Source organism: 'Nostoc azollae' 0708 (assembly GCF_000196515.1).
Taxonomy (GTDB): Bacteria; Cyanobacteriota; Cyanobacteriia; order Cyanobacteriales; family Nostocaceae; genus Trichormus_B; species Trichormus_B azollae.
The window spans coordinates 2,568,348-2,593,567 of the sequence record NC_014248.1; the positions used below are offsets into that span (position 1 = coordinate 2,568,348).

21 protein-coding genes and 5 pseudogenes are annotated in these 25,220 nt (G+C 37.9%); 12 read left to right on the forward strand and 14 right to left on the reverse strand.

The window, feature by feature from the left end; genetic code table 11:
• Nucleotides 1-79 precede the first annotated feature (79 nt).
• The gene (locus AAZO_RS11705; RefSeq protein WP_013191396.1) at nucleotides 80-607 is read right to left on the reverse strand and encodes a universal stress protein; all 528 of its coding nucleotides are present in this window, start codon (nucleotides 605-607) and stop codon (nucleotides 80-82) included.
• 321 nt (nucleotides 608-928) lie between these two features.
• Between AAZO_RS11705 and AAZO_RS11710 the strand changes: the two genes are divergently transcribed.
• The 7 genes from AAZO_RS11710 (at nucleotide 929) to bioF (ending at nucleotide 6,547) form a co-directional block, all read left to right on the forward strand.
• Nucleotides 929-1,573 carry a phosphoribosyltransferase gene (locus AAZO_RS11710; RefSeq protein ID WP_013191397.1) on the forward strand — a complete coding sequence of 215 codons (645 nt, stop codon included), beginning with the start codon at nucleotides 929-931 and terminating at the stop codon, nucleotides 1,571-1,573.
• A 59-nt stretch (nucleotides 1,574-1,632) separates the two neighbouring features.
• Entirely contained in the window at nucleotides 1,633-2,352 is a 720-nt protein-coding gene (locus AAZO_RS11715; RefSeq protein WP_013191398.1) for a dienelactone hydrolase family protein, read from the forward strand.
• 457 nt (nucleotides 2,353-2,809) lie between these two features.
• Nucleotides 2,810-3,568 carry a sucrose-phosphate phosphatase gene (locus AAZO_RS11720; protein WP_013191399.1) on the forward strand — a complete coding sequence of 253 codons (759 nt, stop codon included), beginning with the start codon at nucleotides 2,810-2,812 and terminating at the stop codon, nucleotides 3,566-3,568.
• A gap of 250 nt (nucleotides 3,569-3,818) precedes the next feature.
• Nucleotides 3,819-3,956 carry a transposase family protein gene (locus AAZO_RS43740; RefSeq protein WP_420807064.1) on the forward strand — a complete coding sequence of 46 codons (138 nt, stop codon included), beginning with the start codon at nucleotides 3,819-3,821 and terminating at the stop codon, nucleotides 3,954-3,956.
• A 197-nt stretch (nucleotides 3,957-4,153) separates the two neighbouring features.
• The gene (locus AAZO_RS26630) at nucleotides 4,154-4,384 is read left to right on the forward strand and encodes a hypothetical protein (RefSeq protein ID WP_049790697.1); all 231 of its coding nucleotides are present in this window, start codon (nucleotides 4,154-4,156) and stop codon (nucleotides 4,382-4,384) included.
• A 327-nt stretch (nucleotides 4,385-4,711) separates the two neighbouring features.
• Nucleotides 4,712-5,350, forward strand: coding sequence for a Holliday junction branch migration protein RuvA (ruvA, locus tag AAZO_RS11730; RefSeq protein ID WP_013191400.1), 639 nt, complete (start codon nucleotides 4,712-4,714; stop codon nucleotides 5,348-5,350).
• Between the two features lie 27 nt (nucleotides 5,351-5,377).
• A complete protein-coding gene (gene bioF / locus AAZO_RS11735; protein WP_013191401.1) occupies nucleotides 5,378-6,547 on the forward strand; it encodes an 8-amino-7-oxononanoate synthase in 1,170 nt (389 codons plus the stop codon).
• Between the two features lie 83 nt (nucleotides 6,548-6,630).
• Here bioF and AAZO_RS11740 read toward each other — a convergent pair whose 3' ends face one another.
• The 4 genes and pseudogenes from AAZO_RS11740 to AAZO_RS11755 all read right to left on the reverse strand — a co-directional run.
• Nucleotides 6,631-7,515, reverse strand: coding sequence for a ParA family protein (locus tag AAZO_RS11740; protein ID WP_013191402.1), 885 nt, complete (start codon nucleotides 7,513-7,515; stop codon nucleotides 6,631-6,633).
• A gap of 137 nt (nucleotides 7,516-7,652) precedes the next feature.
• A pseudogene (locus AAZO_RS30140) lies at nucleotides 7,653-8,346 on the reverse strand (FtsK/SpoIIIE domain-containing protein); the annotation flags it as partial.
• Nucleotides 8,347-8,875: 529 nt separating this feature from the next.
• Nucleotides 8,876-9,139, reverse strand: coding sequence for a transposase family protein (locus tag AAZO_RS38105; RefSeq protein WP_266889125.1), 264 nt, complete (start codon nucleotides 9,137-9,139; stop codon nucleotides 8,876-8,878).
• 297 nt (nucleotides 9,140-9,436) lie between these two features.
• Nucleotides 9,437-9,714 (reverse strand): annotated as a pseudogene (locus AAZO_RS11755) (DNA translocase FtsK); the annotation flags it as partial.
• 274 nt (nucleotides 9,715-9,988) lie between these two features.
• Here AAZO_RS11755 and AAZO_RS38110 point away from each other — a divergent pair.
• Together AAZO_RS38110 and AAZO_RS38115 are read left to right on the forward strand one after the other, a co-directional pair.
• Entirely contained in the window at nucleotides 9,989-10,267 is a 279-nt protein-coding gene (locus AAZO_RS38110; protein ID WP_081462770.1) for a hypothetical protein, read from the forward strand.
• A gap of 99 nt (nucleotides 10,268-10,366) precedes the next feature.
• Nucleotides 10,367-11,008: a hypothetical protein gene (locus AAZO_RS38115; RefSeq protein ID WP_228371628.1), complete on the forward strand. Its 642-nt coding sequence runs from the start codon at nucleotides 10,367-10,369 to the stop codon at nucleotides 11,006-11,008.
• Between the two features lie 27 nt (nucleotides 11,009-11,035).
• Here AAZO_RS38115 and AAZO_RS35320 read toward each other — a convergent pair whose 3' ends face one another.
• The 4 genes and pseudogenes from AAZO_RS35320 to AAZO_RS11785 form a co-directional block, all read right to left on the reverse strand.
• Nucleotides 11,036-11,587, reverse strand: a complete 552-nt coding sequence (locus AAZO_RS35320; protein ID WP_187289691.1) for a hypothetical protein — start codon at nucleotides 11,585-11,587, stop codon at nucleotides 11,036-11,038.
• A gap of 353 nt (nucleotides 11,588-11,940) precedes the next feature.
• Nucleotides 11,941-13,428: pseudogene (locus AAZO_RS11775) on the reverse strand (IS1380 family transposase).
• 61 nt (nucleotides 13,429-13,489) lie between these two features.
• A complete protein-coding gene (locus AAZO_RS11780; protein WP_420807049.1) occupies nucleotides 13,490-14,233 on the reverse strand; it encodes a transcription factor RcaD in 744 nt (247 codons plus the stop codon).
• Between the two features lie 387 nt (nucleotides 14,234-14,620).
• The gene (locus tag AAZO_RS11785) at nucleotides 14,621-15,643 is read right to left on the reverse strand and encodes a glycosyltransferase family 2 protein (protein WP_013191404.1); all 1,023 of its coding nucleotides are present in this window, start codon (nucleotides 15,641-15,643) and stop codon (nucleotides 14,621-14,623) included.
• A gap of 237 nt (nucleotides 15,644-15,880) precedes the next feature.
• Between AAZO_RS11785 and AAZO_RS11790 the strand changes: the two genes are divergently transcribed.
• Nucleotides 15,881-17,092 (forward strand): glycosyltransferase family 4 protein, encoded by a 1,212-nt coding sequence (locus AAZO_RS11790; protein ID WP_041640146.1) that lies wholly within the window; start codon nucleotides 15,881-15,883, stop codon nucleotides 17,090-17,092.
• A 626-nt stretch (nucleotides 17,093-17,718) separates the two neighbouring features.
• The gene (locus AAZO_RS11795) at nucleotides 17,719-18,888 is read left to right on the forward strand and encodes a helix-turn-helix domain-containing protein (protein ID WP_013191407.1); all 1,170 of its coding nucleotides are present in this window, start codon (nucleotides 17,719-17,721) and stop codon (nucleotides 18,886-18,888) included.
• A 631-nt stretch (nucleotides 18,889-19,519) separates the two neighbouring features.
• On the opposite strand, the gene AAZO_RS11800 is transcribed toward AAZO_RS11795, so the two are convergent.
• From AAZO_RS11800 to AAZO_RS11810, 3 genes are all read right to left on the reverse strand, one after another.
• On the reverse strand, nucleotides 19,520-19,750 hold the full coding sequence (locus AAZO_RS11800; RefSeq protein WP_013191408.1) for a bromodomain-containing protein: 231 nt from the start codon (nucleotides 19,748-19,750) through the stop codon (nucleotides 19,520-19,522).
• Nucleotides 19,751-19,956: 206 nt separating this feature from the next.
• Nucleotides 19,957-20,286: a hypothetical protein gene (locus AAZO_RS11805; RefSeq protein WP_013191409.1), complete on the reverse strand. Its 330-nt coding sequence runs from the start codon at nucleotides 20,284-20,286 to the stop codon at nucleotides 19,957-19,959.
• 637 nt (nucleotides 20,287-20,923) lie between these two features.
• Complete coding sequence (locus AAZO_RS11810) at nucleotides 20,924-21,304, reverse strand: hypothetical protein (RefSeq protein ID WP_013191410.1); 381 nt, start codon at nucleotides 21,302-21,304, stop codon at nucleotides 20,924-20,926.
• A gap of 279 nt (nucleotides 21,305-21,583) precedes the next feature.
• Between AAZO_RS11810 and AAZO_RS11815 the strand changes: the two are divergent.
• A pseudogene (locus AAZO_RS11815) lies at nucleotides 21,584-22,752 on the forward strand (glycoside hydrolase family 10-like protein).
• Between the two features lie 85 nt (nucleotides 22,753-22,837).
• On the opposite strand, the gene AAZO_RS11820 reads toward AAZO_RS11815, so the two are convergent.
• Nucleotides 22,838-24,316: a site-2 protease family protein gene (locus AAZO_RS11820; protein ID WP_013191411.1), complete on the reverse strand. Its 1,479-nt coding sequence runs from the start codon at nucleotides 24,314-24,316 to the stop codon at nucleotides 22,838-22,840.
• Between the two features lie 389 nt (nucleotides 24,317-24,705).
• A pseudogene (locus tag AAZO_RS30155) lies at nucleotides 24,706-25,044 on the reverse strand (sensor histidine kinase); the annotation flags it as partial.
• Nucleotides 25,045-25,220: the final 176 nt, after the last annotated feature.

A 25,220-nucleotide genomic window follows, 5' to 3' on the forward strand; every position in this document is an offset into this window, starting at 1 on the left:
AGCCTTTCTGCAAGCAAAAGGCTAAAATTCGAACTGGCTGAATCTGTTTGTTATTAAATATTAAAAGATTGTGAGATTTTCAGTTACTAGTTACTTGTGTGCTGTGGTTATTTGGTATGGTAACGGGAATTAAGCCTTGCAAAGTGAGAACGGAACAATGAGCATGATGCAAAACGTAATTGCTGACACTACCTAAGAAAAGTTCACTGATGCCAGAACGTCCCCTACGACCGACTATAATTAAGTCAGCTTCCCAATTTACAGCTAATTCACAGATGATGCGGCCTGCATCACCTATACTTTGGGTAAATTCAGTTTTGATACCTGTATTTGATGCTGTTTGAGCGAGCGAGCGCATCCAATCTAGTCTTTCTTGCTTGAGTTGATCCCAAGCTTGTATATATTGATTAATGGTGTCAGTATGCAAAGATGGATAGATTGTTTCTGGTTGCAAAAATATAGGGTTGATATAAGGATCTTCTAAGGGAGATAAAACGTGAAGCAACATCATTTCTGCGTTATTTTGTTGTGTTAAAAACAAGGCTTGTTCAAAAATGCACTCACTCACTTGGGAGTTGTCTAAAGCCACTAAAACTTTGTGAAACATAACTATTCTTCCTTAAGAAATAATTAATATCTATTACCTATAGTAGTTTCTATATGGAATGGACTGAACTATATTCGCCATATTAATCGAATTTTTTGAGAATTGTAATTTTATTCTAAGCTTTGGCCATAAATCTGAATGCAGTTGTGAATCAGAGCTACTCTAGAAGTAGAGGCCAAGATATAGAGGCCAATGTTAGCGGCAATAGGAAAAAATCACCAGCATTTATATAGAGAAATAAGTATTTTCTGCGCATCTCAAATGGTAAGTAATTCCAAACCTGAAATCTAAAATCCCCAATTAGTAAAGAAGGTGATAGCGATGGTGAGCAGATTTCGTAACCGCACTGAAGCAGGACAGATATTAGCACAACATCTGACAGCCTATACTAACCGAGAAAACTTACTAGTATTAGCTTTACCTCGTGGGGGTGTGCCGGTGGCTTTTGAAGTAGCCACAGCCTTAAATGCACCTTTGGATGTCTGTATAGTTAGAAAGCTCGGTGTACCTGGACATAAAGAATTGGCCATGGGGGCTATAGCCTCTGGGGGAATAGAGGTACTAAATAACGATGTCATAAATACTTTGGCAATAAACAAAGAGATCATTCAGGGAGTTGCAGCTGAAGAATTGCAAGAATTACAGCGACGCGATCGCACTTATCGGGGTGATGCACCACCCATAAATGTCAAAAATAAAACAATAATCTTGATAGATGACGGTATTGCCACTGGCTCAACCATAGGTGCTGCTATTGCCCTTCTTAAACAACAACAGCCTGCAAGCATTGTTGTAGCAGTTCCAGTTGCACCAAGAAGCACTTACAAAGAATTGCACTCAGAAGTAGATGAAATAGTATGCTTACAAACCCCAGAACTAATGTCTGCTATTGGAGTCTGGTATGAAGACTTTTCCCAAACCACTGATGAAGAAGTACGCGAACTTTTAGGCCATTTTAGATTTTAGATTGCTATTTTAGCTTGCCCCTACACCCTTACACCCTTATTTCTTAAAAGGATAAACCAATGAATACTAAAGAATCATGGAATGTTTTAGAGCAAATAGTTACCATTGACCTAGGATTCGTGCGACTAAAAGGAGAATTGATTATACCGCCCCAAGCCCAGGGAATTGTTGTACTTGCTCATTGTAGTGGTAGTAGCCGCTATAGTAACCGTAACCATTATTTAGCCCATTTGTTGCGTCAGCAGGAAGGACTAGCAACTATGTTAATTGATTTACTGACTGAAGAAGAAGAAGCGATTGACCAACGTACCCAGCATTTTAGTTGTGATATTAACTTCCTTGCTTCCAGGTTAATTAGTATTACACAATGGTTGTTTGAAAACCACATTACCCGTCATCTAAAAGTCGGTTACTTTGGTGTTGAGAGAGGTAGTTGTGCAGCATTTTTAGCTGCATTAGCTTGTCCCATGAATGTGGGAGCGATAGTTTGCCGCAGTGGGTATACTGATTTAGCTAGTGAAAACCTTTCCTATCTACAGACTCCTACTTTGCTAATTGTCGGTGGTAATGATTGTTCGATAATTGCTATGAATGAGGATGCAGTGACAGAAATTTCCACCCAGCATAAGCAATTAGAGATTATTCCTGGAGCAAGTCACAAGTTTACCGAACCGGGAGCAATGGAAGAAGTAGCCAGATTAGCAAGTCAATGGTTTAAATGTTATCTTACGCCATTTGATCAAAGAGAATTGCATTTACACGCCATGCCGTTAAGTTAATGCCCAGAATATTCCTAATAAAACTGCTTATCCTTGGAAAAGGCTATCTCTTCCCAACTTCTGGACTTCTAGGGAGAAAAGTTCACGATGATAATGTAAAGAATCTGATAGAATTTATTTATAATATCTAAGTCATTTCAATAAAGTACTTGAAAACCTTTCCAAAATTTTTACAATTTTTCCTGTAGGTGGAAAATTTAATTCTTCACTATTTGCTAAAGGCTATTTCTGGAATAATCAAGCTAACCATCAACGATATATTGTTTTCCGTAATCGTGATTTTGATGTTAAACCTATGACTAAATATTACATTGCTAAAACTAGGAAATCGTACTTTCCTTACTCATGGTGCTTGTATTGAGAACTATCTGCTGGATGCTAACTTAATAGATGCTTATTGTTACTTTCCACTGTCGCTAACCCAACCTGATTTTTGCTGCTTGAAAAGGAGTATGCTGTGAAATTTTTATTCGTGACTGATTTGGATCATACTTTTATAGATCATACCGTTACAGATGATGACAAAGCACTGATAGAATTGAGTGATCGCCTCCAACATCATCGTCAACAACATGCTACAAAGATAGTTTACTCCACTGGGCGATCACCTACTCTTTATAAAGAACTGCAACAGGAAAAAAGATTTTTTTCACCAGATGCACTTGTTCTCTCTGTGGGAACGGAAATCTATCTTGATGGTAGTTCAAACACTGATCCAGAATGGGACAGCATTCTCTCACCTGGATGGCAGCGGGCTGAAATATTATCTGTAACAAAGAAATTTCCTGAATTAAATTTACAACCGGACTCAGAACAGCGTCCTTTCAAGGTGAGTTTTTTCGTCAAAGAAGAAGCTCTGAGTATACTTCCACAACTTCAGGCAGAGTTAGAAACTTGTAACTTAAATATAAAGTTAATTTATAGTAGCGGTATAGACCTTGACATTGTACCTCTTACCAGCGATAAAGGTCAAGCAATGCAGTTTCTACGTCGCAAGTGGAAATTTGCAGCCGAGCAAACAGTTGTATGTGGCGATTCAGGTAATGATATTGCTTTATTCGCTGTAGGTAACGAAAGGGGAATCATTGTCGGGAATGCTCGTCCAGAGTTACTCCAATGGCATAAGCAGAATCCTGCTGCACACCGTTACCTCGCACAAAACTTTCATGCTGCAGGGATTATGGAAGGATTATATTATTTTGGTTTCCTAGAATAGACCTATCTTTAAAAGAAATTTTGTGGGAAAATAAATAGAAAAAATGTAACTGTGTATATCAACAATGACAAGTCCCCTAGAAAGAATAGAATTATACCCCTAGGAATCAGAAAGCTTAACTGGGATTAAGCATGAAGACTTTATCACATTAGTAGCATGAGCAGAAAAAAGGTATCTAGAGAAACAAGCAGAAACTGAAAAAAGAAAAATTAGGTTAATAGCGTCTGGAGGAGGACGTAAAGCAGAAATTATCCCAAAGGAGGGAGTATGTCTATACCTAGTAGACCTGAGACAGAAGCCAACATTTGAAATTCTAGGATTATTGTTTGATCTATGGAGGACAAAAGCAAATAACACATTTCATTATTGGGTAGAAATTCTGAGGTAAATTTTACCTATCTCCCAAATATAAGAGGCAAAAAAAGATGAGTGAAAGTATCAATAATTATGGGAAGGACTGAGTGAGTATGAATTAATAATAGATAGTGCAGAAGAAGCTATAGAAAGACCAGGTAACTATCAAGAGCAGAAAAAAATTATTCAGGCAAGGAGAAAATACACACTCTAAGAAATCAATTTAGAGTATTGCCAGGAGGTGAAAATAGAGTTGATATTTATATTGGAGAATTAGGTAAGATAAGCAAGATTACACTATTTAGAAATAACCCCCAAAACCTAGATGCCAAAGGAAGATATTCCGGAGACAAAGCTTATATAGGAGGAGAATTTATTACTACGCCTTATAATAAGCCCAAAAGAGCTGAATTTTCAGAGATTCAAAAAGAAGAAAATATCATCAAGAAGAATTGGTGTTAAACATCTCATATGTAGAGTCAAAACTTCTCGAGTGGCTAGTGATAGATTCCCTTTAGCCGGAGATGGTTATAATCCGGTGATAATGGCAGTATGTGGATTAGTTAGGTTAGATCTAAATTATTCATTTATACTAAGTCATGATATTTTGAATTATCTGCCTTTAGATTATCTTTTTTAGAAAGCTATGTTTCTCAAAACTTTTAATAATTTTGATATTTTCATCCCCAAACCCTTATTTTTGCCTTCAGCCATAATTAGTGTTTCATCCCAGTTATAGTTCGTGTAACGCTCTGACAGTAAGCTCTTTATCTTTTGTGGACAAGTCTAATGATTAGCTATCTAAAAGGTATCGTCGCTTGTATCCAAGCAATTAGCTCTAATCGTGTCATTTTGACCTTAGAGGTAAACGGGTTGGGTTACGATTTGCAAGTTCCGCAACGTTTAGCCAACCAATTAACGACTACTGGAGATGTGGTACAAATTTTTACCCATTACCAGGTTCGGGAAGAAGTGCCTTTACTCTATGGTTTTTCTTCACCAGCCGAACGGGATTTATTTCGTCATTTATTAAGTGTGACTGGTATTGGTGCAGCCTTAGCAATCACACTTTTGGACACTTTGGAATTACCAGAGTTAGTTCAAGCGATTATTGCTGCTAATACCCAAATTTTAATTCAAGCGCCTGGTGTGGGCAAAAAGACCGCTGAACGCATCTGTTTAGAACTGAAAAGCAAGTTGATTGAATGGCGCAAATCAGCAGCCTTTTTCGTGGCTACAGGTGGGCCAGCACCAGGGATACTGGAAGAAGTGCAAATGACACTCTTTGCTTTGGGATATACTGCCCATGAAGTCAGTCATGCCTTGCACGTAGTTAGCGAAAATATTGGTTTACCCAAAGATGCCTATGTGGAAGATTGGATTAAACAAGCGATCGGACATCTTAGCAGTACCCAAGCCGGAGTGTAGAAATCGTAATACATACAGTTGTGCGTGATGAGTAATAACCCCTATGGTTGGATAGAGGAATCTTTAGAAACTATACATCGGGCTGACTGGTATCGTTCAGTAAAAACCATTCACAATCGTCCTGGTGCAAAAGTTATGTTATCTGGGTATGAGGTGATTAACTTTGCCAGTAATGATTACTTAGGATTAGCAGCAGATGAACGCTTAAAACAAGCTGCAATCAAAGCTATTCAACAAAATGGAACTGGTAGCACGGGTTCTAGATTACTCAGTGGGCATCTAGAATTACACAGGGAATTAGAGCAAATGCTCTCATCTACCAAACAAACGGAAGATGCAGTAGTATTTAGTTCAGGATATTTAGCTAACTTAGGTGCAATTACCGCCATAGTTGGCAAGCGAGACTTAATATTATCAGATCAATATAATCATTCCAGCTTAAAAAACGGGGCAATTCTTAGCGGTGCAAAAGTAATTGAATATCCCCATTGTGACATAGCCCAATTAACAGAAAAGCTCCATCAAGAACGACAAAATTATCGTCGCTGTTTAATAATCACCGATAGCATCTTTAGCATGGATGGTGATTTATGTCCTTTACCAGAATTATTAGACATAGCTGAAGAATTTAGCTGTATGCTGTTAATTGATGAAGCACACGCCACCGGAGTCATCGGTAAAACTGGTGCAGGTTGTTCAGAACATTTCGGTTGTACAGGTAGAGAATTAATTCAAATTGGCACACTGAGTAAAGCCTTGGGAAGTTTAGGGGGATATATAGCCGGAAGCAACTCCCTCATTGACTTTTTGCGAAATCGCGCCCCCAGTTGGATTTACACCACTGCCCTTTCACCAGCAGACACAGCCGCAGCCTTAGCAGCTTTGAAAATAGTACAACAAGAACCAGAACTTCGTCAGCAATTATGGCAGAATGTAAATGATTTAAAACAATTAATCAAAGAGCATTTACCTAATTTAAAATTAGTACCTACGGAATCACCGATATTATGTTTGCAATTACCTGATGCAGCCACAGCATTAAAAGCCGCAAAACATCTTCAAGAAGCAGGAATTTTTGCTCCCGCAATTCGTCCTCCCACAGTGAGTACCAGTCGGATTAGAATATCACTAATGGCAACCCATGAAAGAGGACATATTGATCAATTAGTTAATGCTTTGAAAGCAATGCAACTATAAAAGGTGATTGGTGACAGGTGACAGAAACCAGAAGTAAGAATTAGGTTTTTTACTATAGACCTATACACCCACACACCATGCTTTTACAACTTCTGCAACAACTCCTGAGTTAGTTGCATAAATGCCTTAGAACCTGCCGAGTTAGGACTCAGTAAAGAAACAGGGATAAAACTATCAACCGCTTTAGCAACATTTACATCAACAGGAATTTGTGCTTTACAGATTTTATCAACACCAAAATCTTCCACTACACGGTGCATTACCTGTTTATAGTATCTGCCATTTAAGAGATTAGCACTGGACATACTAAAGACAATACCCAAAATTTGGATATTAATCTTTGCTTCATGTTCATGACTGTCTCTTAATTGGGCGATGCGTCTTTCTAGTAATTGAATACCCACCACAGATAAGGGTTCTGGTTTAGCGGGAAGAATGTAGAAATTACTTGTGGCTAAGGCACTACGAGTCATCAAATTGTAACCGGGGGCGCAATCTAAAAGAATAAAATCATATTCACCACGCACAGGTTTTAAAATATCCCTAACTAAAACTCTTTCAAAGCGGTTCCAAATAGTTTCAAAATAATTTTCTCCCAAAGCTACAGATTGATTATGCAACATTTCTGAAACGACAAATTCATCATATAAGTCGATATCTCCAGGCAAAATATCCAATCCTGGCAACTTACATACTTCAGGGTAAATGATGTCATGAATTGTTAATTCAGCATCTGGATCTGGGTTAATAATTTCATCTATCAAATATCTAAAAGTCTTTCTTTGTTTACGACGTTTTGCAAACTCTACCGGTGACATAAGACTAAGTGTGGCACTAATTTGACTATCTAAATCTAAGACAAGTACCTTTTTGCCATAATTTTTCGCCAAACAAGTGGCTAAGTTAACGGTGAGTGTAGTTTTACCCACACCACCCTTCATATTTGCGGTTGCAATTACATATCCCATTTTTACTTCCTCTGCTGACGTATTCCCATTTAGGTAGCGTACATATTATCTAATAAATTGAAACTTTGGCTCATTTAGTCTTTTGGAGGATGCGAAAATGTGCTTTTAGTTATCTTTGCTCCCTGGAGATGTTCTATCTAAACTGAAGGTATCCGAATTGTTTGGGGTAATAAGCTTTGTAAACGATGGGATTGATTGCCGGCTAGGTAAAGTAAATCACCTTTACCTAGTAAATAAGCTGCTGTTGTTTACTTTCCTCCTAAGACAATGCTGGAATCTGCTGGAAGTACATAAAGCCATTCTTCCCGGTAAATTGGAACGAATAATTGGGGTGACAATACTAGCTTCAGGTCTTTGGGTCGCAATAATGAGATGTATTCCTGCTGCTCTTGCCATTGCGCCCAAACATTTGATACTTTGTTCTCATGCTGTGCGAATTTCTTTTTCTGCCATAAAGTCAGCATATTCATCAAAAATGCAGACTATACGGGGTAAAAGTTGGGAGGAACGTTGATTATAGGTGGTTAAATCTGCACATTTAGCTTTTTTAAATTTTTGATACTGACATTCCATTTCTGCAACTAATTCTTCCATTAGTTCTATAGCGTGCTCGCTATCTTTGACAATAAGTGAATATAACCATGATATTTGTTCAAACTCTGGAAATGTTACCCATTTGGTGTCAACTAGGGCGATTTTTAAATGTTGGGGAGAATGACAGTAGAGTAAACTGAGGAGGAGCGCTCGCAAAAACTCGCTTTTTCCGCTTCCAGTTGTTCCACCCACCAAAAAATGACAAGTATTCGGTTCAGATAAATCAGCTTCTAACAAATAGAGAGGTCCGGAAATTTAGAAAGGAGTATGTGTCTGGCTTTCCATAGTGTTAAGATGAGGAAAGAGCCAAGGGAAGAATCAGGGTTGGGAATAGTTACGGATAGTTCCTATCCATGAAGATGTTGATGACAAATTCATAACTGACCTCATATCCATAACATTTATGAAATGGGCAAAACTAATGAACCAATTACTAATATGACTAAACCACAAATAGTAAGAATTACTTGTGAGTAAATTGGGGAATTCAGGGTAAATCCCTGTTGAGGTACCCGGAATGTTTTTACAAGTCTAATGACCTATTCAACAAAAATACCCTTGGTGGAGAACTCTTTGTTTCCTGCCTTTTGTTCTAAGGTTAATTCTCCCTTACGTGGTTTCTTATAACCTGTGCTTCTGTGCTAATATTATTTCCTCCTTGATATGCTTTATCTCCCGATATAAGCTATTATAAATGGTTGGGCCTTTTTCTCCTAATTCTACATCGACAATATCTTTTCCTTCTGGTAAGCTGACAAAATGTGTGCTACTTCTTCTTACCTGAAAAATACTTGTTTTGCTCCTGATTATCTGAAGGCCTTGCTAGTGGCTGTTCCATCCTGTCCACTATTAAGTGAAACTCCGTCAATAGTTCTATCGCCATGGCATAATCGCTATCATGTTTTTCTAGCTGTTCAAGGAGACTAGGAGGCAAAACATTTCGTAATATCTCTAGCCAGTAATCAAATGTGTCCTTTGCTTCCGTTTTAGATATACCGAAATGCAAACCTAAAACCTCAAATGTTAGCATTTTCCTCCAATAGAACAAGCATAGATATACCTCTTCTTTTATCTCTAGTTTCCATTTCCCCCCTCCTCCTTTCTGACTTATACCTATCTTTTTACTTTCTATGTCACCTTGGAGTTTTTTATGCTGCATTTCACCTTGGGCTAACAAGTCTTGAAACTGATGGTTAGTTATTCCCAGTATTTGTTAGGATGTGGATGTTATTAAATATAATTTAGTGGATTTTTCCTTTTGGTAGACCCTCACAATTGCCTTCTACCATTTTTTGACACGAAGTTAATTTTCCTGACAGGTCTAATTACCATTAATACCCATTCCAATTACAGTTTTTATAGGTGCAGTAGCTGGTAAAAATTATCTCTGAATATGATCTCCTCAAATTTTGCAATTTGCCTATCTGTACAGGGTAAATCAATACTAACATAACCAGCTTGGGGAGCAATAAAAGGTGGGTTTTCTAACTCCAACTTCACTTGTAAACCAGCCGACAATCTCAGGAGTGAACTAACTTTTACACACAAATTAGGCTTAAGTTTCACACGGATAAAAGCTGGACTAACAGCAGCACCATGATAATCCTTAGCGTATCGGTGCAATAAGTAGGGGTAAGAGAAAAAAAGAAAAAGTTGAGGGTGGGACACAGCGCGTTATAAAATATGAGGCATGAGGCCAAAAATTTTAGCAAAAGACTTATCACAAACAGAGTTGCTCCAAAGCATTGAGCGAAAAGGAATTGCAGAAGAACCCATGGGTCAGAAAGTAGAGATATGACTGAATCTAATAGAGCAGTAACAATTAGAAGTTAAAGAATTACGGGCAGAAAATCAAGGGTTAAGAGATGAAAACAACCGATTGAAGGGAGAAAAGGGTCAGGCAAAGATAAAAGCCAAGAATCAAAAAGGCTTCACAAACAATCACTCATCGGAGAAAGAGCGACAAACGCCAAAAAAGGACAACAAAGGCAGTAAGAAGGCTGGGATTAAAATAGACAGAGAAGAAATACTAGAATATCCCCAAGAATTACTGCCAGCAGAGGCGCAGTTCAAAGGGTATGAAGAAGTAATCATCCAAGACATCATCCTGACAGCTGATAACGTACTCTTCCGGAAAGAGAAATACTACTCACCATGAGAAGGAAAAACCTATTTGGCAGAACCTCCTTAGGGTTATGAGGGAGAATTCGGTTTAGTAGTAAAAACTCTGATTATCAGCTTGTACTATGGGAGTAACATGACCCAAGGCAATTTGTTAGAGTTCCTAGAGAATATTGACTTGCTGGAGCATTTTCAACTACCAACTAAATGGAGAAATGCTCTCCAAGTATTACCTCAAGAAACTGTGTTGAGTGAGGCAGAGTTTCATACCCTACTGGATACACATCTACCTAAACTGGGTTCACAACAACGGACTCGGATTATGGAAGCAGCAGCTATTGCTTTCTATCATCAACAAACTGATTGGCCAGTGGTGCAAACTCTGGTCTGTGATGATGCTCCTCAATTGAAGTTACTGACTGATCATATCGCTTTGTGTTGGGTAGATGAAGGAAGAAATTATAAGAAGTTAAGTGTGTTTATTGCTTGTCACCAAAAGGTTTTAGATAAATTCCTGGATGATTTCTGCAATTACTACCGAGACTTACTCCCTGATCAAGATTCTCCCAGTCAGCAAACGGCAGATAAACTCCGGTATAAGTTTTGGAAGTTGTTCCACACTGACAGTGGTTATCAACAATTGGATGAGCGAAAACCATTAACTCTGATCAAAATTTCTGAGTTGCTTTATGTTTTAGAGCATCCTGAATTGCCTTTGCACAATAACCCAGCTGAGTTAGCTGCTAGAACTATGTATGGTGCAGCGAGGCAATATTAGTTATGCCACTCAGACTCTCGAAGGGACTCAGGCTTGGGATACTTTTATGTCTCTTGTTCCTACTACTCGTAAGTTGGGAATTAGCTTTTTTGAATATATTCGTGACCGCATTTCTAAGGTTGGGAATATTCCCTGTTTGGCGACTATTTTTGACGAAAAATCTGCTCTCAATCCTTTTGATTCCTCATGGATGCGTGAATAACTTTTTCCCCCGAAGTATTCAGGGGATACTGGAATTTGTACCAAACTATGGACAGTATAGCGCAAGATCTGCCGCCAGATGTAATCACTCTGAGGAAATGGAGGAATGTAAATAAAAAATGCTTTATGGTTGAATTTCTTTTTAAGTCTACCCAACAGATAAATCTTACCAGAACCAGCATCACCATCAAGTATCACAGTGGGCGTGTGATGATTCTGGGCAACTTGATCTAGTATTGCTTCAATTTTAGCGATCACTTCTTGATGGATAGAATCAACCGTAGGTTCTGGCTGTTGCTGTTTGTACCAAAAATTAACAGAACGAAAATTATCGAAGGGGGTGATACTTCTTAGAATGATCTCATCAATAGACACCATAACATTGCTCTTTAATTAATTGTGAGTTTAATAAAAAACAACGGACTACCTGAACGCTGGCTAATTCCTGCGTTAACTTGCTCTTGACCCGGATTTCTCACAAGCAGTAAAAAATAAATTTACATGACCTGATGTGAGACTAAATTTTGATACATCATCAATCAAAATTGAATCGCAGAGATAAATTAAATATAAAATCGCATTTATAAAGCTAAAAAAGTCACTATCTTTTTATTGGTAGTAAAATCAAAATGCTCTGTTCATAAAATTAAGCATGACAAAACAAGACTTGAATCAACCCAAGGGCGAAGTATGATTAATTAGAAATAAGTAAAAGGCAATTTAACTTCAAATTAAGCAGTATTAGTGAGCATTATTAAGCGTCTATGAGCAGTAGCAAAGATATGTCTGTATGGGCAAGAACTAGTAATCGCAATTAAAATGGGACGTGTACTTACAGTAATTAAAGCTCCTAACTGCAATAATTTGGTACGAATAGTCCCAACAGTAGCATTTTGTAATTCGGTTTTAGCTAAACATTTTTGACCCAAGGCATTGAGCAAAACCTAAGCTATAGAAGAGAACCATAAACCTAATTGATTTCCCGCAAATGTATGGTTGCTTGTTCTATCACTAAAAAGTTCTAATTGTTGTTCTTTAAAACGATTTTCCATCTCCCCTCGCTGACAATATTTTTGTCTATATAGTTGACTAGGAGGTACTTTATTAGTAGAAAGTGAAGTTACAACAAAACGAACATTAGTCCCTTTTACTCCATATTCAACTTTAAAAATAACACGACGACTACGGCTCCAAGATTCACGAGTTTTATAGTCTAACGATTTATACCAAATTGAGTTATTAATCAAGTCACCAGCAAATTCTGCAAGTTCTTCATCTGGTTTAAACATAGTTTCTAAGAATGAGACTACTGTTGATAGTTTTTGCTCAAACTCAAGGGATGCTCTACTTTGAGTCGTTCTAGTCATCCCAATTAAACGACTATTTTGCGCCAATCCAAAAACATAATCCACACCCATTTGGGATTCACACCATGTCATGATATCGTCTCTAGAATAAGCACTATCTCCACCTACTAAAATCTCAACATTCTTCCATTCTTGACCTATTTGTTTAATCACTCCTTGTAGTTCTGATAATGCCCCAAATGCTGGGTCTACGTTTGAAGGGCGAAGTTTGGCTGCTAATAGATGTTTTCCACAGAAAACATAAAGTGGAGCATAGCAGTATCCCCCATCATAAGTATTCAAGAAAACTTGCTCCTGATAGCCGTGTACTAAGTCATCAGTTACATCTAAATCCAAAACAATTTCTCTTGTTTCTTTGGCGTAAGATTCTAGAAATATTTTGATAAATAAGCTTTCAATTTCTGATGGAGAATGCCCGATTTTATGGTACCCGCTGTCTGCTCCTTGTTCCACATCTTCAGGACAATGTTCCAGGGGATTTAATGTACTCTTTCCTGCCAATGTTGCAGGTTCATTCTCTACTCCAATGCTTTTTCCTAAAGCTATAGCAAACATCTGGTCATGACGTAATTATTCGTGGTCATTCAAGTCTTCATACCCCATGACCAGCCCGTATATTCTTTGTTTAATTAAGCTCTCTATTGAATGGTCAATCCGATTTGGCTTTCGCTAATCTTGGAAACATTGTGCAAACTGTGATGTGATTTGCAATTTTCTGTCTATTTCAGCAATTAAGCTTAATCCTGCATCTGCTCTTACTTGTCCACCCTGGAAATTGACTATGACTGGCAGCCATTTTTGTTGCTCAAATTTCAACTGTTTTGGTATACAATCTGTTGAAGATGGGGTCATGGTTTCCAACTGCTGAAATGCTTGCTATATATACATTTTCGCAGTCTTTGACCCCTTTGTTTTATCTTTTTGTGAGAAATCCGGGTTGGGTGTAATCTTGAGCGTGGACAAGTCCTCTTAGCTCGATTTTGTCAATTTTTTGTAACCGATCTAAAGCCTGATCTAATTCATCCCGTGACATTGGCGGTTGTAACTTTTGCCGTAAATGGAAAATTGGTAAATAATTCTCTGTACCCAGTTCACTATCTAATTTCTCAATAATTTGTAAAATTTCTTCATCACTGGTATTGATGATAGTTTCCACACCTGGCTCTTCACCGCTAGGTTCTGGTGGAGAAACATGTTCTGGCTTAACCCGTAAATTCTCCCGTAAAAACCGCAAATAATTACCCAACAAATCCAGGTTGATATTCGCCTTTCCTTCGGGACTGTATTCATCCCGCAAAAACTTAATCCCTCTTTTAGTCAGCCAAACCTCAGCTTTAATTCTTGGAATTTTGATTTCTGCTGAAATTAAACCCCGTTCAGTCAAGTTTTTCAATATCTCGGCTCGTTCCGCAGCTTTCAGAGAAGTGATTTCACTGGGGGCGGTTTTAGCAGTAGCTTTACTGAGTTTATCGAACACCTTACGCTCTTTGTCAGTGACGGGCAACTCCGCTGGGTCTAATTTCAACAGAGCCTGACTTGGGGGTAAATTTTTAACTGTAGCAATCTCTCGTGAATAGTCTACCAGTTCGCGATCGCCTAAATCTCGACAAATTTTGTCCTTTCCCTTAAAAGAGCTAAAAGTGCTAGAATAAGTCAAAACGATATTTAGCACATCACAATAGCTTTAGAAGGAACTTTAACTCATTTGTATCCATAGGAGTAATCTAGTTGTATTTGAAACCTGACTACTCTAGCATGAATGAAACAAAATTGACAAGCAATACTTATTGTCACTCTATATAATTACCATTGGCTATTAGATACAACTCTAAGCATCAGTCAGGAAATTAGCCTTCTTTCCTTTGCGTCTTTGCTCCTCTGCTCCTTTGCACGAAACACTACCCCCATGACGCAAATAACAAGAAATTAAACACTAGTACAGTACGGCGTAAATAAACCAACCATTCCAAATCTCTGAAAATCTTACGCTGTATTCATTTTGAATTTTGTTGGCGCAGCGGGCTGGAAGCACTATTTTGTTAGCTTAGCTGTTCTCAAAGAAGCATTTTGAATTCACGGCGGTACTAGCTTCCCGCACCTGCTCAGTATAATCCTTGGGACCAAATCGACGAAAAACTTGTAAAGCCAACTTACGTAAACCAATAGGTAAATAAGATAGCATCAAGCCAAACATGATTTTTTTATTGCTTCCCAAAACCTGCGTTGATTGCTGTAAAATTCTCCTTCCCTCCACCGTATCACCCTTTTCAATTAGCCTTAAACCCAAAGCTTGCTGGGTAGTAGCTAATTTGTGCGATCGCAATTTTTCCAACTCCTGAGCAGCAAACTTGTAACTATCAATACAAAAAACCTTAGCACGCAGAAAATGCAGATTTTGTTTTAAACTAGCCTGTCCACGATGAAACCGATATTCCATTAAAAACTCAGGTAAAAAATACCCCTGTTTATCAGCAATAGCCAACCTGACCAGCAAATCAAAGTCCTCACATCCGTCAGCTTCTGGACGCATATAATCCACTTCCATTAAACAATCGCGACGAAATAAAGTTGAACCAACTTGTAAACTTTGGTTGATAAAAGTTTCCCGAATTAAATCGGGAATTAGACCCTGTTTTAGCTTATCCTTTCCCCACTTACTAGAATTTTCCTTAGTAGCTGATTCAACTCTTTCATTATTTTGATTAATAATCCAATGATTTGTACAAACAAAATCTACACTCCTTTCTGCATCCAAAACCGCTACAGTTCTCTCTAAAAATTCAGGAGTAATAGCATCATCATCGTCAAATTTAATAAAATAACTACCAGAAGCAGCTTTAAAACAAGAACACATATTTCGACTACGACCACCATTAACAGGTTGTCTAATATAACGAATTCGTCGATCATCCCATTGACTGACTATTTCCGCAGTATGATCTGTAGAACCATCATCACAGATAATTAGTTCAAAATCTGTGTAACTTTGAGCTAACACACTATTGACTGCATAAGGAAGTAAATGTGCGCGGTTGTAAGTGGGAATGCAAACACTAACTTTAGGCATAATAGAAGAAAATTGCTGCTGATATAAATGTACTTTTTTAACTAGTTTTGCTAAACTTTGATTTTGCTGAAAATCTCTTGCTAATCACTTTGAACTTTCATATTATGAACTTGCTAATCACAAAACTTTCAGTAAAAATTCGTATTATTCTAGGTATTTTAAGTAATTAACATTATTATATTGTGGTAAATCTAGTCTATATGCAAACTAAACAATTTTCCTGAAATTATCAGATTTATGAATATCTTCATGGTATCTTCAACTTTTCCCTATCCACCAACCAGGGGAGGAACCCAAGTCAGGACATTTAATTTACTTAAGTATCTCAGCCAAAACCATAGTATTACCCTGGTAACTCAATGTGAGTCCGATGTCACAAACTCGGAAATAGAAGGTTTACGAGATTGCGTAGATAACTTAGTTGTGTTTGAACGTCCCTCAGATGGGCAAACATCAGCGGTAATACTTAAGAAAATTCAGCGATTAGGTACATTTTTCTTCACAGGGACACCACCAAGCGTCCTTAACCGCTACTCAATAGAGATGCAAGCATGGATTGACAACTTTGTTAAATCAGGTAAATGTGATGTAATTACCTGTGAACATAGCGTCAATGAAATTTATATACGTCCCTATTTTCAAACTCAGGTAAAAACTATAGTTAATATTCATAGTTCTGTGTATGGTACTTGTCTGGATCAGTTAGCAACTGGCACATCAGAAAATCAATTTAGAGATAAAATTAATCTGCCATTGTTACGTCATTATGAACGGATTTACTGTTCTAAATTCTCACATATAGTAGTTACTACAGTGGAAGATAAACAACAACTACAACAGTTTCGACAGAGTTCTCAAATTGCTGTCATTCCTAATGGTGTGGACTTAGTCACCTTTCCCAACCGTCCTACAGATCCTGGTGGACATCGGATAATTTTTATTGGGGCAATGGATAATTTAGCTAATATTGATGCTGTCTATTTTTTTAGCAATGAAGTATTACCAGAGATCCAAAATCTTTATCCTGACACTACCTTTGATATAGTCGGTTCTCGTCCCGAACCAGCAATTTTATCACTTGGGCAAAAACCCGGAATTAATGTGACTGGTCGTGTACCTTCTATGGGAGAATATTTGCATAAATCTACTATCTGTGTTGTACCAATGCGAACAGGATTTGGAATTAAAAATAAAACGTTGGAAGCGATGGCTGCGGGTATACCGGTGGTGGGGAGCGATCGCGGTTTAGAAGGACTAGCTGTAGATGGCATAAACACACCACTAAGAGCATTAAGAGCAAATCAACCCACAGAATACGTAGCTGCTATTTCTCAACTCTTTGAACAGCCAGAACTCAGATATCAACTCTCTACTCACGCTAGACAATTGGTAGAAACTCAATTTACTTGGGAAATTGCTGGTCAGCGTTATGAGGAAATTTGCTTATAAAATTAGTGATTATAACTACTAAATTATCAAAGGAAGCTACCAAAATTTAAGGAGTCAAAATTCATGAGTAGTTACATCCACTGTCCTCGCAATAGCGTCACACCCCATTTAAGTGGTGATCAAATACCAGATTCTAGCTTGTGCAATTTTTGCTGGTATGAATACTGCTTTTGTTGGTTTCAATATTGCTTGAATGAGTGGTATGAGATGCAAACACAGCATGATTCAGCAAAATTTACAGAAAAAACCAGGTGCTCGCCAATCTCAAAATTAACTATCTACGTATATTTAAATACAAATAAAATCCAGCTTTGTTTTTGATCAATTGAATCACATGACTGTAGAGATGTTGTATGCAGCGTCTCTATATTTGTAGTTTTTATCATGCTCAATTCAACATACACAAGATTATTGGTTAGATCAAAATAATCATTTATATTTGTATTGATTAGTTAACATAAATTTACTAATTTATAGGTAGTTACAGTAGCCATTATTGCTTAAGATTAAATATTATATTATATACAATTTAATTTTTAGAAGTTTAAACTTGCCAACTGTTTTCCCAAATTTAAAATAGTGTAATTTTTCCATCAACCTCTGCAACTAAAAAGTGGGAATTCTAGGTGAACATCGAATTATTTTATCAACGTGCAGAACTACTGCATCAGTATTTAGCAGATTTGTACCAGACTGCTATTGTATTACCTTGGATTCCTTCTGATTTAGTACCAGAAGCTTTTAAGGAACTTAAGTATACATCAAATAAATTGCAACTAGCAGCTGAAGAACTGTATCACCAAAATGAAGAACTGATTCAAACACGCAACTTACTGGAAACAGAACGCCAGCACTACCAAGAATTATTTGAGTTTGCACCAGATGGTTATTTAGTCACCAATCAACAAGGTATCATCCAAAAAGCTAACCATACAGCAGCACAGTTACTCAACATAGCTCAAAATTTCCTGGTTGGTAAACCCATAATTAACTTCATTCCAAGGGAACAATACCAGCACTTTTACAGTGAACTCATCCAGATATCTCAATCTCCGCAAACAAGAGAAATATTATTATCCTTAAAACCACGTCATGGCCATTATTTTAATGCTTCTTTGAAAGTAAAATCTCTGGTAAAAAATGAACAGCAATCTGTTACTTTGTATTGGTTAATACGAAAGATCACTGGGCTTCAGCAAGTAAAATCAACTGCTGTTCAGGATCAAAAATACTTAATTGGTGATCGCCCGATAAATAAACATTCCAAAGGAGAAAGTATTGTTCTGAATCCGTTATTAATTTACTATGTGGTTCAGGGTGTAGTTAAACTTAGTACCCTTTGCGACACAGGTAAAGAAGTCCTGACAGGATTAGTAACATCAGGAATGCTGTTTAGCTCTAGTATGACATCCTTACCGATTTACCAAGGAACAGCCATTACAGATATAGAATTAGTCTCCATTTATATATCCGAGCTTACGGTTTTACCATCACTGAGCCATATCCTATTACCAAAAATCCAACAGCGATTACAACAAACAGAATCTTTGTTAGTAATTGCAGCCACAAAAAAAGTAGAAGATCGATTACTGTATTTATTAGAAATTTTAAAACAGCAAATTGGTGAACCAATACCAGGAGGAACTCGGCTCACTTTTCGTCTCACACATCAAGATATTGCCAATGCTTGTTACACAACTAGAGCTACAATTACACGCTTGTTTACTCAATTACAAAAACAAGGTGTGATCAGTTTTGATGAAAAAAAACATATTATTTGTAAAAATGTGCCTTAATTAAATCTCATTGCAGGTTGTAGGAGGTACAAAATTGAAATTTTTTTTTTTCAAAATTGGGATGCTCCGTAAAATATGGCTTTAGAGGATGTTTGAAAAGTCCTTAGTAATGTATACTGCAAACCGGTGAAACTTAGACTTATGTCATACTGATAGCGCAGGGTGGCGTAAGCCATGGGTAAGGTAGTGCAGCGTATCCCTTCGGGACACTGCGTGAACCCCGAGCGTGCGGTAGGCTCTAGTATCTCGCAGATTCTTCACTATCTCTTTGAGAGAAGCTCTGCGAAGGTCCAGAATGACACTTTTAAACCTTTTTCAGTATATCAAAAACTTTTAGATCCCCCTAAATCCCCCTTAAGAAGGGGGATCAATAAGTCCCTCAAGTCACAGCCAGAAACTTTTAAAACAACCTCTTAGCGTAGCTACCGCAGGCATAGACCAAGATACGCTATCCATAGCGTTCAACAACGACAAACGCTACTAGTACCGCCGTGAATTAAAAATGCTTCTTTCAGAAGAGCTAGGCTAACAAAATAGTGCTTCCAGCAGGCTACGCCAACAAAATTCAAAATGAATACAGCGTAATATTTTCAGAGATTTGGAATGGGTAATTTATTTCCACCATAGTTTACTAGTAAAGAATTGTGCCAACATTATTATTATAAGCCTTGATTTTTTCGTTGGTCTTGCCTGTTCCCGTATTCCCAAAGGGGTTAAAAGCAGCTACATTAGGAAAACCATTACCTAGTACATTAGGTATTTTACCCAATTCCATAGGATCGGATTTTCCACCATAGAAAAGCTGCTGTTCCACTGTTGATAAGTCAACTAACTGCTGGGATTTGATGATTTGCTGAAACATAAATGATCGCCTCACTTACTTAGGTAGTATCCAACACTTGTCGGTTAAGTGGTAAGGTGAAAAGAAAAGGAAAAAACCTTTACCCTTAAACTATTCCCAAGTGACAATTTTCAGGCTCTTAACCGAGTATTATACGGGGGGTATCTGCTTTACCTGTCAACTATAAGGATTATTGATGATCAATTCATAAATCCAAAGAGATAGATTCAACTCCAAACAGGTAGTGGTAGCGGTATGGTTATGGTAACAGCATTTTTTGGTGTATTAGCCGTTCTTTTGGTGGGGTCAAGCGGACCTAAACGAGGCAATTTTGTTGTCGGCAAATGAGGAACAAAGGGTGTTAAACCAAGCGCATCAGAGGCTTTAAGAGATGGCATACTTGTTTTATTAGCTGTTCTGGGCATAGTGCTAAGGCCATCTTCCTGTGTAGTTTGAGGAGTAGTAATAGTCCCACCACATAATTTCTCAGCTAGAGTATCGTTAATTTCGTTGACTAAAGTATTAGCTATTAATGAGTTTTCTTGACTAGTGAACATTTCTTTCGCACTTATTTTTATTAGCCATATTACCAGAATAAATTAAACAAATTCTATTTAGGATGACCGTTGAGGCGTAATTATCAGGACAATCATTATCTTATACAGCTTTTAAATTTCAATCTGCTGTATGTTGCTCCCAGCCTGATACAGAAAGGAATTCCGAATTCAAAATCTATATGACCACTAATTCTTTGATGGTATCAGCCCCTAGATTTGTCCGTGGGGTCAATCCAAAATCCAAAATAGGAAAAGGGACGCTCCTCAACGCCCCTTCTATGCAATCAATTCAACCGTTAGCCAAATAATCCGTGGTTTTGGCAATTTGGCAGACAAAATTTTTCGGTTGCCGTTTTAATAGAAATATCAAGAAAGAAGACAAAATCAGTAAGAATTGTTCATAGGGAAGGATTGCAGCCAACCCTGAGAACAAATACCCACTCGCCAGTTGTTGATGAAGCACTGTACAACACCCCTAAATGTTGTAGCAGTTTGTTAAACTTGTCATCACTTCACTGCAACTGGCTAAAAGTCTCACAGAAAAAATATAAATCATTGAGCAGTTCATCCATTTTGTGGTTGGGCGTTTTTTGATTTTGCATATACTGTCTAAAAAACATTGATTTTTCATTAGTTTTTAATCACGCAGGATTTGAGAAATAATTCTGTCTGCTTGTAATCGCTGATAAGTCAAGCGAATAATATTGGCGGAATCGAATAAGCCACGAACATAGCAAGCAAAACCCAAAGCATCGAACAACATCAAAGTAGTAACTCCCTCTTGTGCTAAAGACAGAATAAATTCTGTAACCCCTGGTGCAGTGGTATCTACTGGCATTGTTGCGACCAGAAAACGGATACAATCAGCTGATACAATAGTGCCTTCTAATTCTTTAGAATCCGTTGCCAGACGGACAATACCGACCATAATTTGATTTGGAGTCATGCCTTCTTCCATCAGAAGGACAAATAAAGATGCCAGGCTATCTGGGGTGTACTTATCGAGTTTGATATTCATAGTGCTTACATAATTATGTGTAACAATAAACTCAAAATTTTTTGTATATCCGGAAAATTTAAGCCAATTTTTTTACTTTCTACTAGTAAAACCGTAGTTATTGAGGCAATCATAGATATGTTTGGCGAATGTTAAACTACAAGGCAACTTCTCGGCTGTGATCTGAGTCTCTACATTGAGCTTTTGTTTGAGATATAGGCAATCTTGGGAAAATTTCCGAGGTGAAATGTGCGTCAAAATCTAAAATCAGGGTTGTTTTCAGCTGTATTTATCTTGAGTATGTTAGCTGTGATGATATTATCATTACCTTTAAAAGCTCAAACTGCGATCACTCCACAGCAAACTTCAGAGTTAAGCGGGGTGTGGTTAACCAATATTGATAGTGATCTTTTTTTTGACCGCGATAGCTTGCAAAAAGCCCTGAGAAATTTAGATACTTTCAATTTTAATACAGTCTATCCCGCTGTTTAGAACTGGGGTTATACGCTCTATCCTACCAAAGTTAGTGCTCAAGTAATTGGCAAATCCCTCGATCCCACACGGGGATTACAAGGACGAGATATGCTCCAAGAAATTGTTACAGAAGGACATAAACAAGGCTTAACCGTCATTCCCTGGTTCAAATTTGGCTTTATGGCTCCTGCTGATTACCTTCTAGCCAAAAATCGCCCTCAATGGCTTGCTAGTCGCCGCGACGATACCAAAATTGTCAAAGAAGGAACACACAATCGCGTATGGCTGAGTCCTTTTCCTCCTGATGTACAGCAATTTATCCAAGATTTATTTAATTGTGGAAATCCTCAAAAACTACAATATTGATTGATGGTATTCAATTTGATGACCATTTCGGCTTACCATCAGAACTGGGTTATGATGCCTACACAGTGGCGTTATACAAAAAAGAACACCGTGGTCAAGCACCATCTAAAAATCCCAAAGATCCAGAATGGCTGGGCTGGAGAGCCAACAAAATTACCAACTTCATGAAGCGGGTATTTACAGCTATTAAAGCTAATAAAAAGAATTGTCTAGTTTCCGTAGCTCCCAATCCCCACCGTTTTTTCTATGAATATTTTTTAGCAGACTGGCAGAAATGGGAACGAATGGGATTAATAGAAGACTTGGTTGTGCATATTATTATATATCGTGATGATTTAAATGTGTTTTGCAGCAAATTAGAATAGCCAGAAGTGAAAGTCGCACGGAAACATATACCTGTGAGTATTGGCATTTTGAGCTGGTTAAAAAATCGCTCGGTTTCCATGCAACAGATTAGAACTCAAGTACAGAAAGTGCGCGATCGCAAATTTGCCGGAATTTTCTTCTTCTTTTATGAAACCCTCTGGAACATCAGCCAAGAAAAAGCCCTAGAACGTCAAGTCGGTTTCCAGCAAATCTTCCCCAAACCAGCAACCTATACTAGGCTACTAGCAGGGTGGAAAGGGTAGGTGATTGGTGATTGGTTACCAGACAGGAGGCAGAAATTTTTTAATTCATTTTTCCCCATCTTCCCCATCTTCCCCATCTTCCCCATTACCCTATTCCCAGCCTTCCAGCCAAAGCAGGTGTTAAAGGTAAGAGAGTAGCAATCATCAAAAATAGAGCTAAAAGACCTAAAGCAGCCCTAGCATCATCAGGTTCAGAAACTTCATTCAAACTAGGGCGTTCTGCATCCCGTTGTAAGAAGAAAATCACAATCGCCCAATACATAGCCAGCGTATTACCTAAAGACACCAACGCCAGCAAAATTAAAGTCGCAATAGTTGCCCTTGCTGCTGTTTTGCGTCCATAAATCGCCTGGACAATGCGCCCACCATCTAGTTGTCCAGCAGGCATTAGGTTTAAAGCCGTAATCACTAATCCCAACCAACCAATGATCACTAGAGGATGAACATTTACAAACGGCCCTTGTACAGCCGAACCCAGCACAACCCGCGCCAAGCTACCTACTAAAATTGAGCCTTGGAAAAACTTATTTGGTAATTGAAATAAACTACCAGGCTGAGAAAGTAACAAACCTGTTACCAGCATGATCAAAGAAACAATACCGCCAAAAGCTGGCCCTGCCAAAGCAATATCAAATAATGCCTTACGGTTAGGTAATAGAGACTCAAAGCGAGTAATTGCCCCAAAAGAACCAATCTGCACAGCTGGTAGGAAAAAAGGCCAACTCAATTTGACCTGGTGCTTTCGTCCCAGAAACCAATGACCAATTTCGTGAGCTATCAAAATTGTAAATATTCCCAAACCGATAGGCAAAGCTTCAGAAAACCTTCCTGGATTGGCAACTAAATCGAAATTCAGCAATAATCCTGCCGCTTCTAAATTGGTGGCGATAGTTGCTACCAAGAGAATCACCGCAAAGACTTTTTGTGGTAACTGGATCGGCTTTGGGTCAGTACGACTAGGTAAAACAATCATCACCGGTTTACCGTCTGTATTTTCCATTAAGAACAGGCGATATTTATCACCTAAACGTTCCTGCAAACTTCTCATAAGATGGTTATGAACTTCCTCTGGTTCTCCCCGCAAATTGCCTTTTAAAATCGCACCTTCTTGATAGGGGATGGTTTCTGTGGCGAAAAATGTGTCAATACCGAAAATACCTTTAATGGTATTCAAATCTTCTTCTGGTATTGTTATTGGTTGCAGTTTCACTCCTGCAATCACTACTGGATTATTGGTATTTGATGTAGCTGCATCTGCAAGTCTTTCTGTTGCCCGTTGTTTCAGAATGGCATCTTGACCAGCTTGGCGTAACTGTCTACCTAAGAAAATATACACACCAGCAGAAGTAACTACCAATAACAATATACCCGCTATATTGATATAAATTCCGGCAGCAAACAAGCCAAAAAATAACAGCCAAGGAGTCATCAATACTACTGACTGTAACCAGGCTAGGATTCCCAGTTTACCAAAAGGTCTGGCGCGGTAAAAGCCCCAACCCAAAATTCCGAACGCTACCAGCACAACTGCTGCAATTATAGGAGTTTCTGATGAAGTAAACATCTTCAAACCTTTGCTATTGAGATCAAGCCAGAACAAGTCCGGTTATGTAGATATAGCAGCTCACAGGTGACAGGTGAGTCAGCGCGGTCTTGGGGGTTTCCCCCAAGACCGCGCTGACAAACCCGAAGGGTGACAGAGTTACAAGTCTTTTTGTATCTAAGTTTTATCATCTGTTGTTGTCCTAACCACCGTGGCAGTTGCTATATGATCAATAACTAATCTATAACGCAGGTTTTAGTCTACCCAAATAATGCTTTTATTTGGCAATAGTTAGTTCAATTGACAAAATTAATATTTACTGCTATATTTTCGTATTTTAATTATAGCATCTGGGTACTTGTCACCCAAATATCAAGAATTCTGGAGAATCTCACTAAAGAATATATTATTTATAATAATTTATTAGGTCCTGCTAATTGACTAATGGGAATTTCAATCACAAATTCCGTTCCTTCTCCCAGGGTAGAGTGACAACATAAATTACTGTGATGTTTCCCTACTATAAGTTGGTAACTAATAGAAAGTCCCAAGCCTGTACCTTTACTTATGTCTTTAGTCGTAAATAATGGGTCAAATAATTTGGGCATAATTTCTGGGGATATTACTGAACCAGTATCCCTGATGCAGATAGCTAATCGGTTATTTTTACTGAAAACAGTAATAATATGAATTACTCTTTTTTGATTAACTAGACTTACATCTTCTAAAGCATCAATAGCATTGCTAAAAAAACTATCTGTGAGGGAGTTGAGTGTAGTTAGCCACTAATTTGGCTCATTTTTAATAGTCAGAAATTCTTCATAGCTATAATGCATGTGGCGAGCAAATATTGCGATCGCAGCTCGTGTATATTCCAGAAATAAACCTATTTGCTCATAATTATACTTCACAAGAGTTGATAACT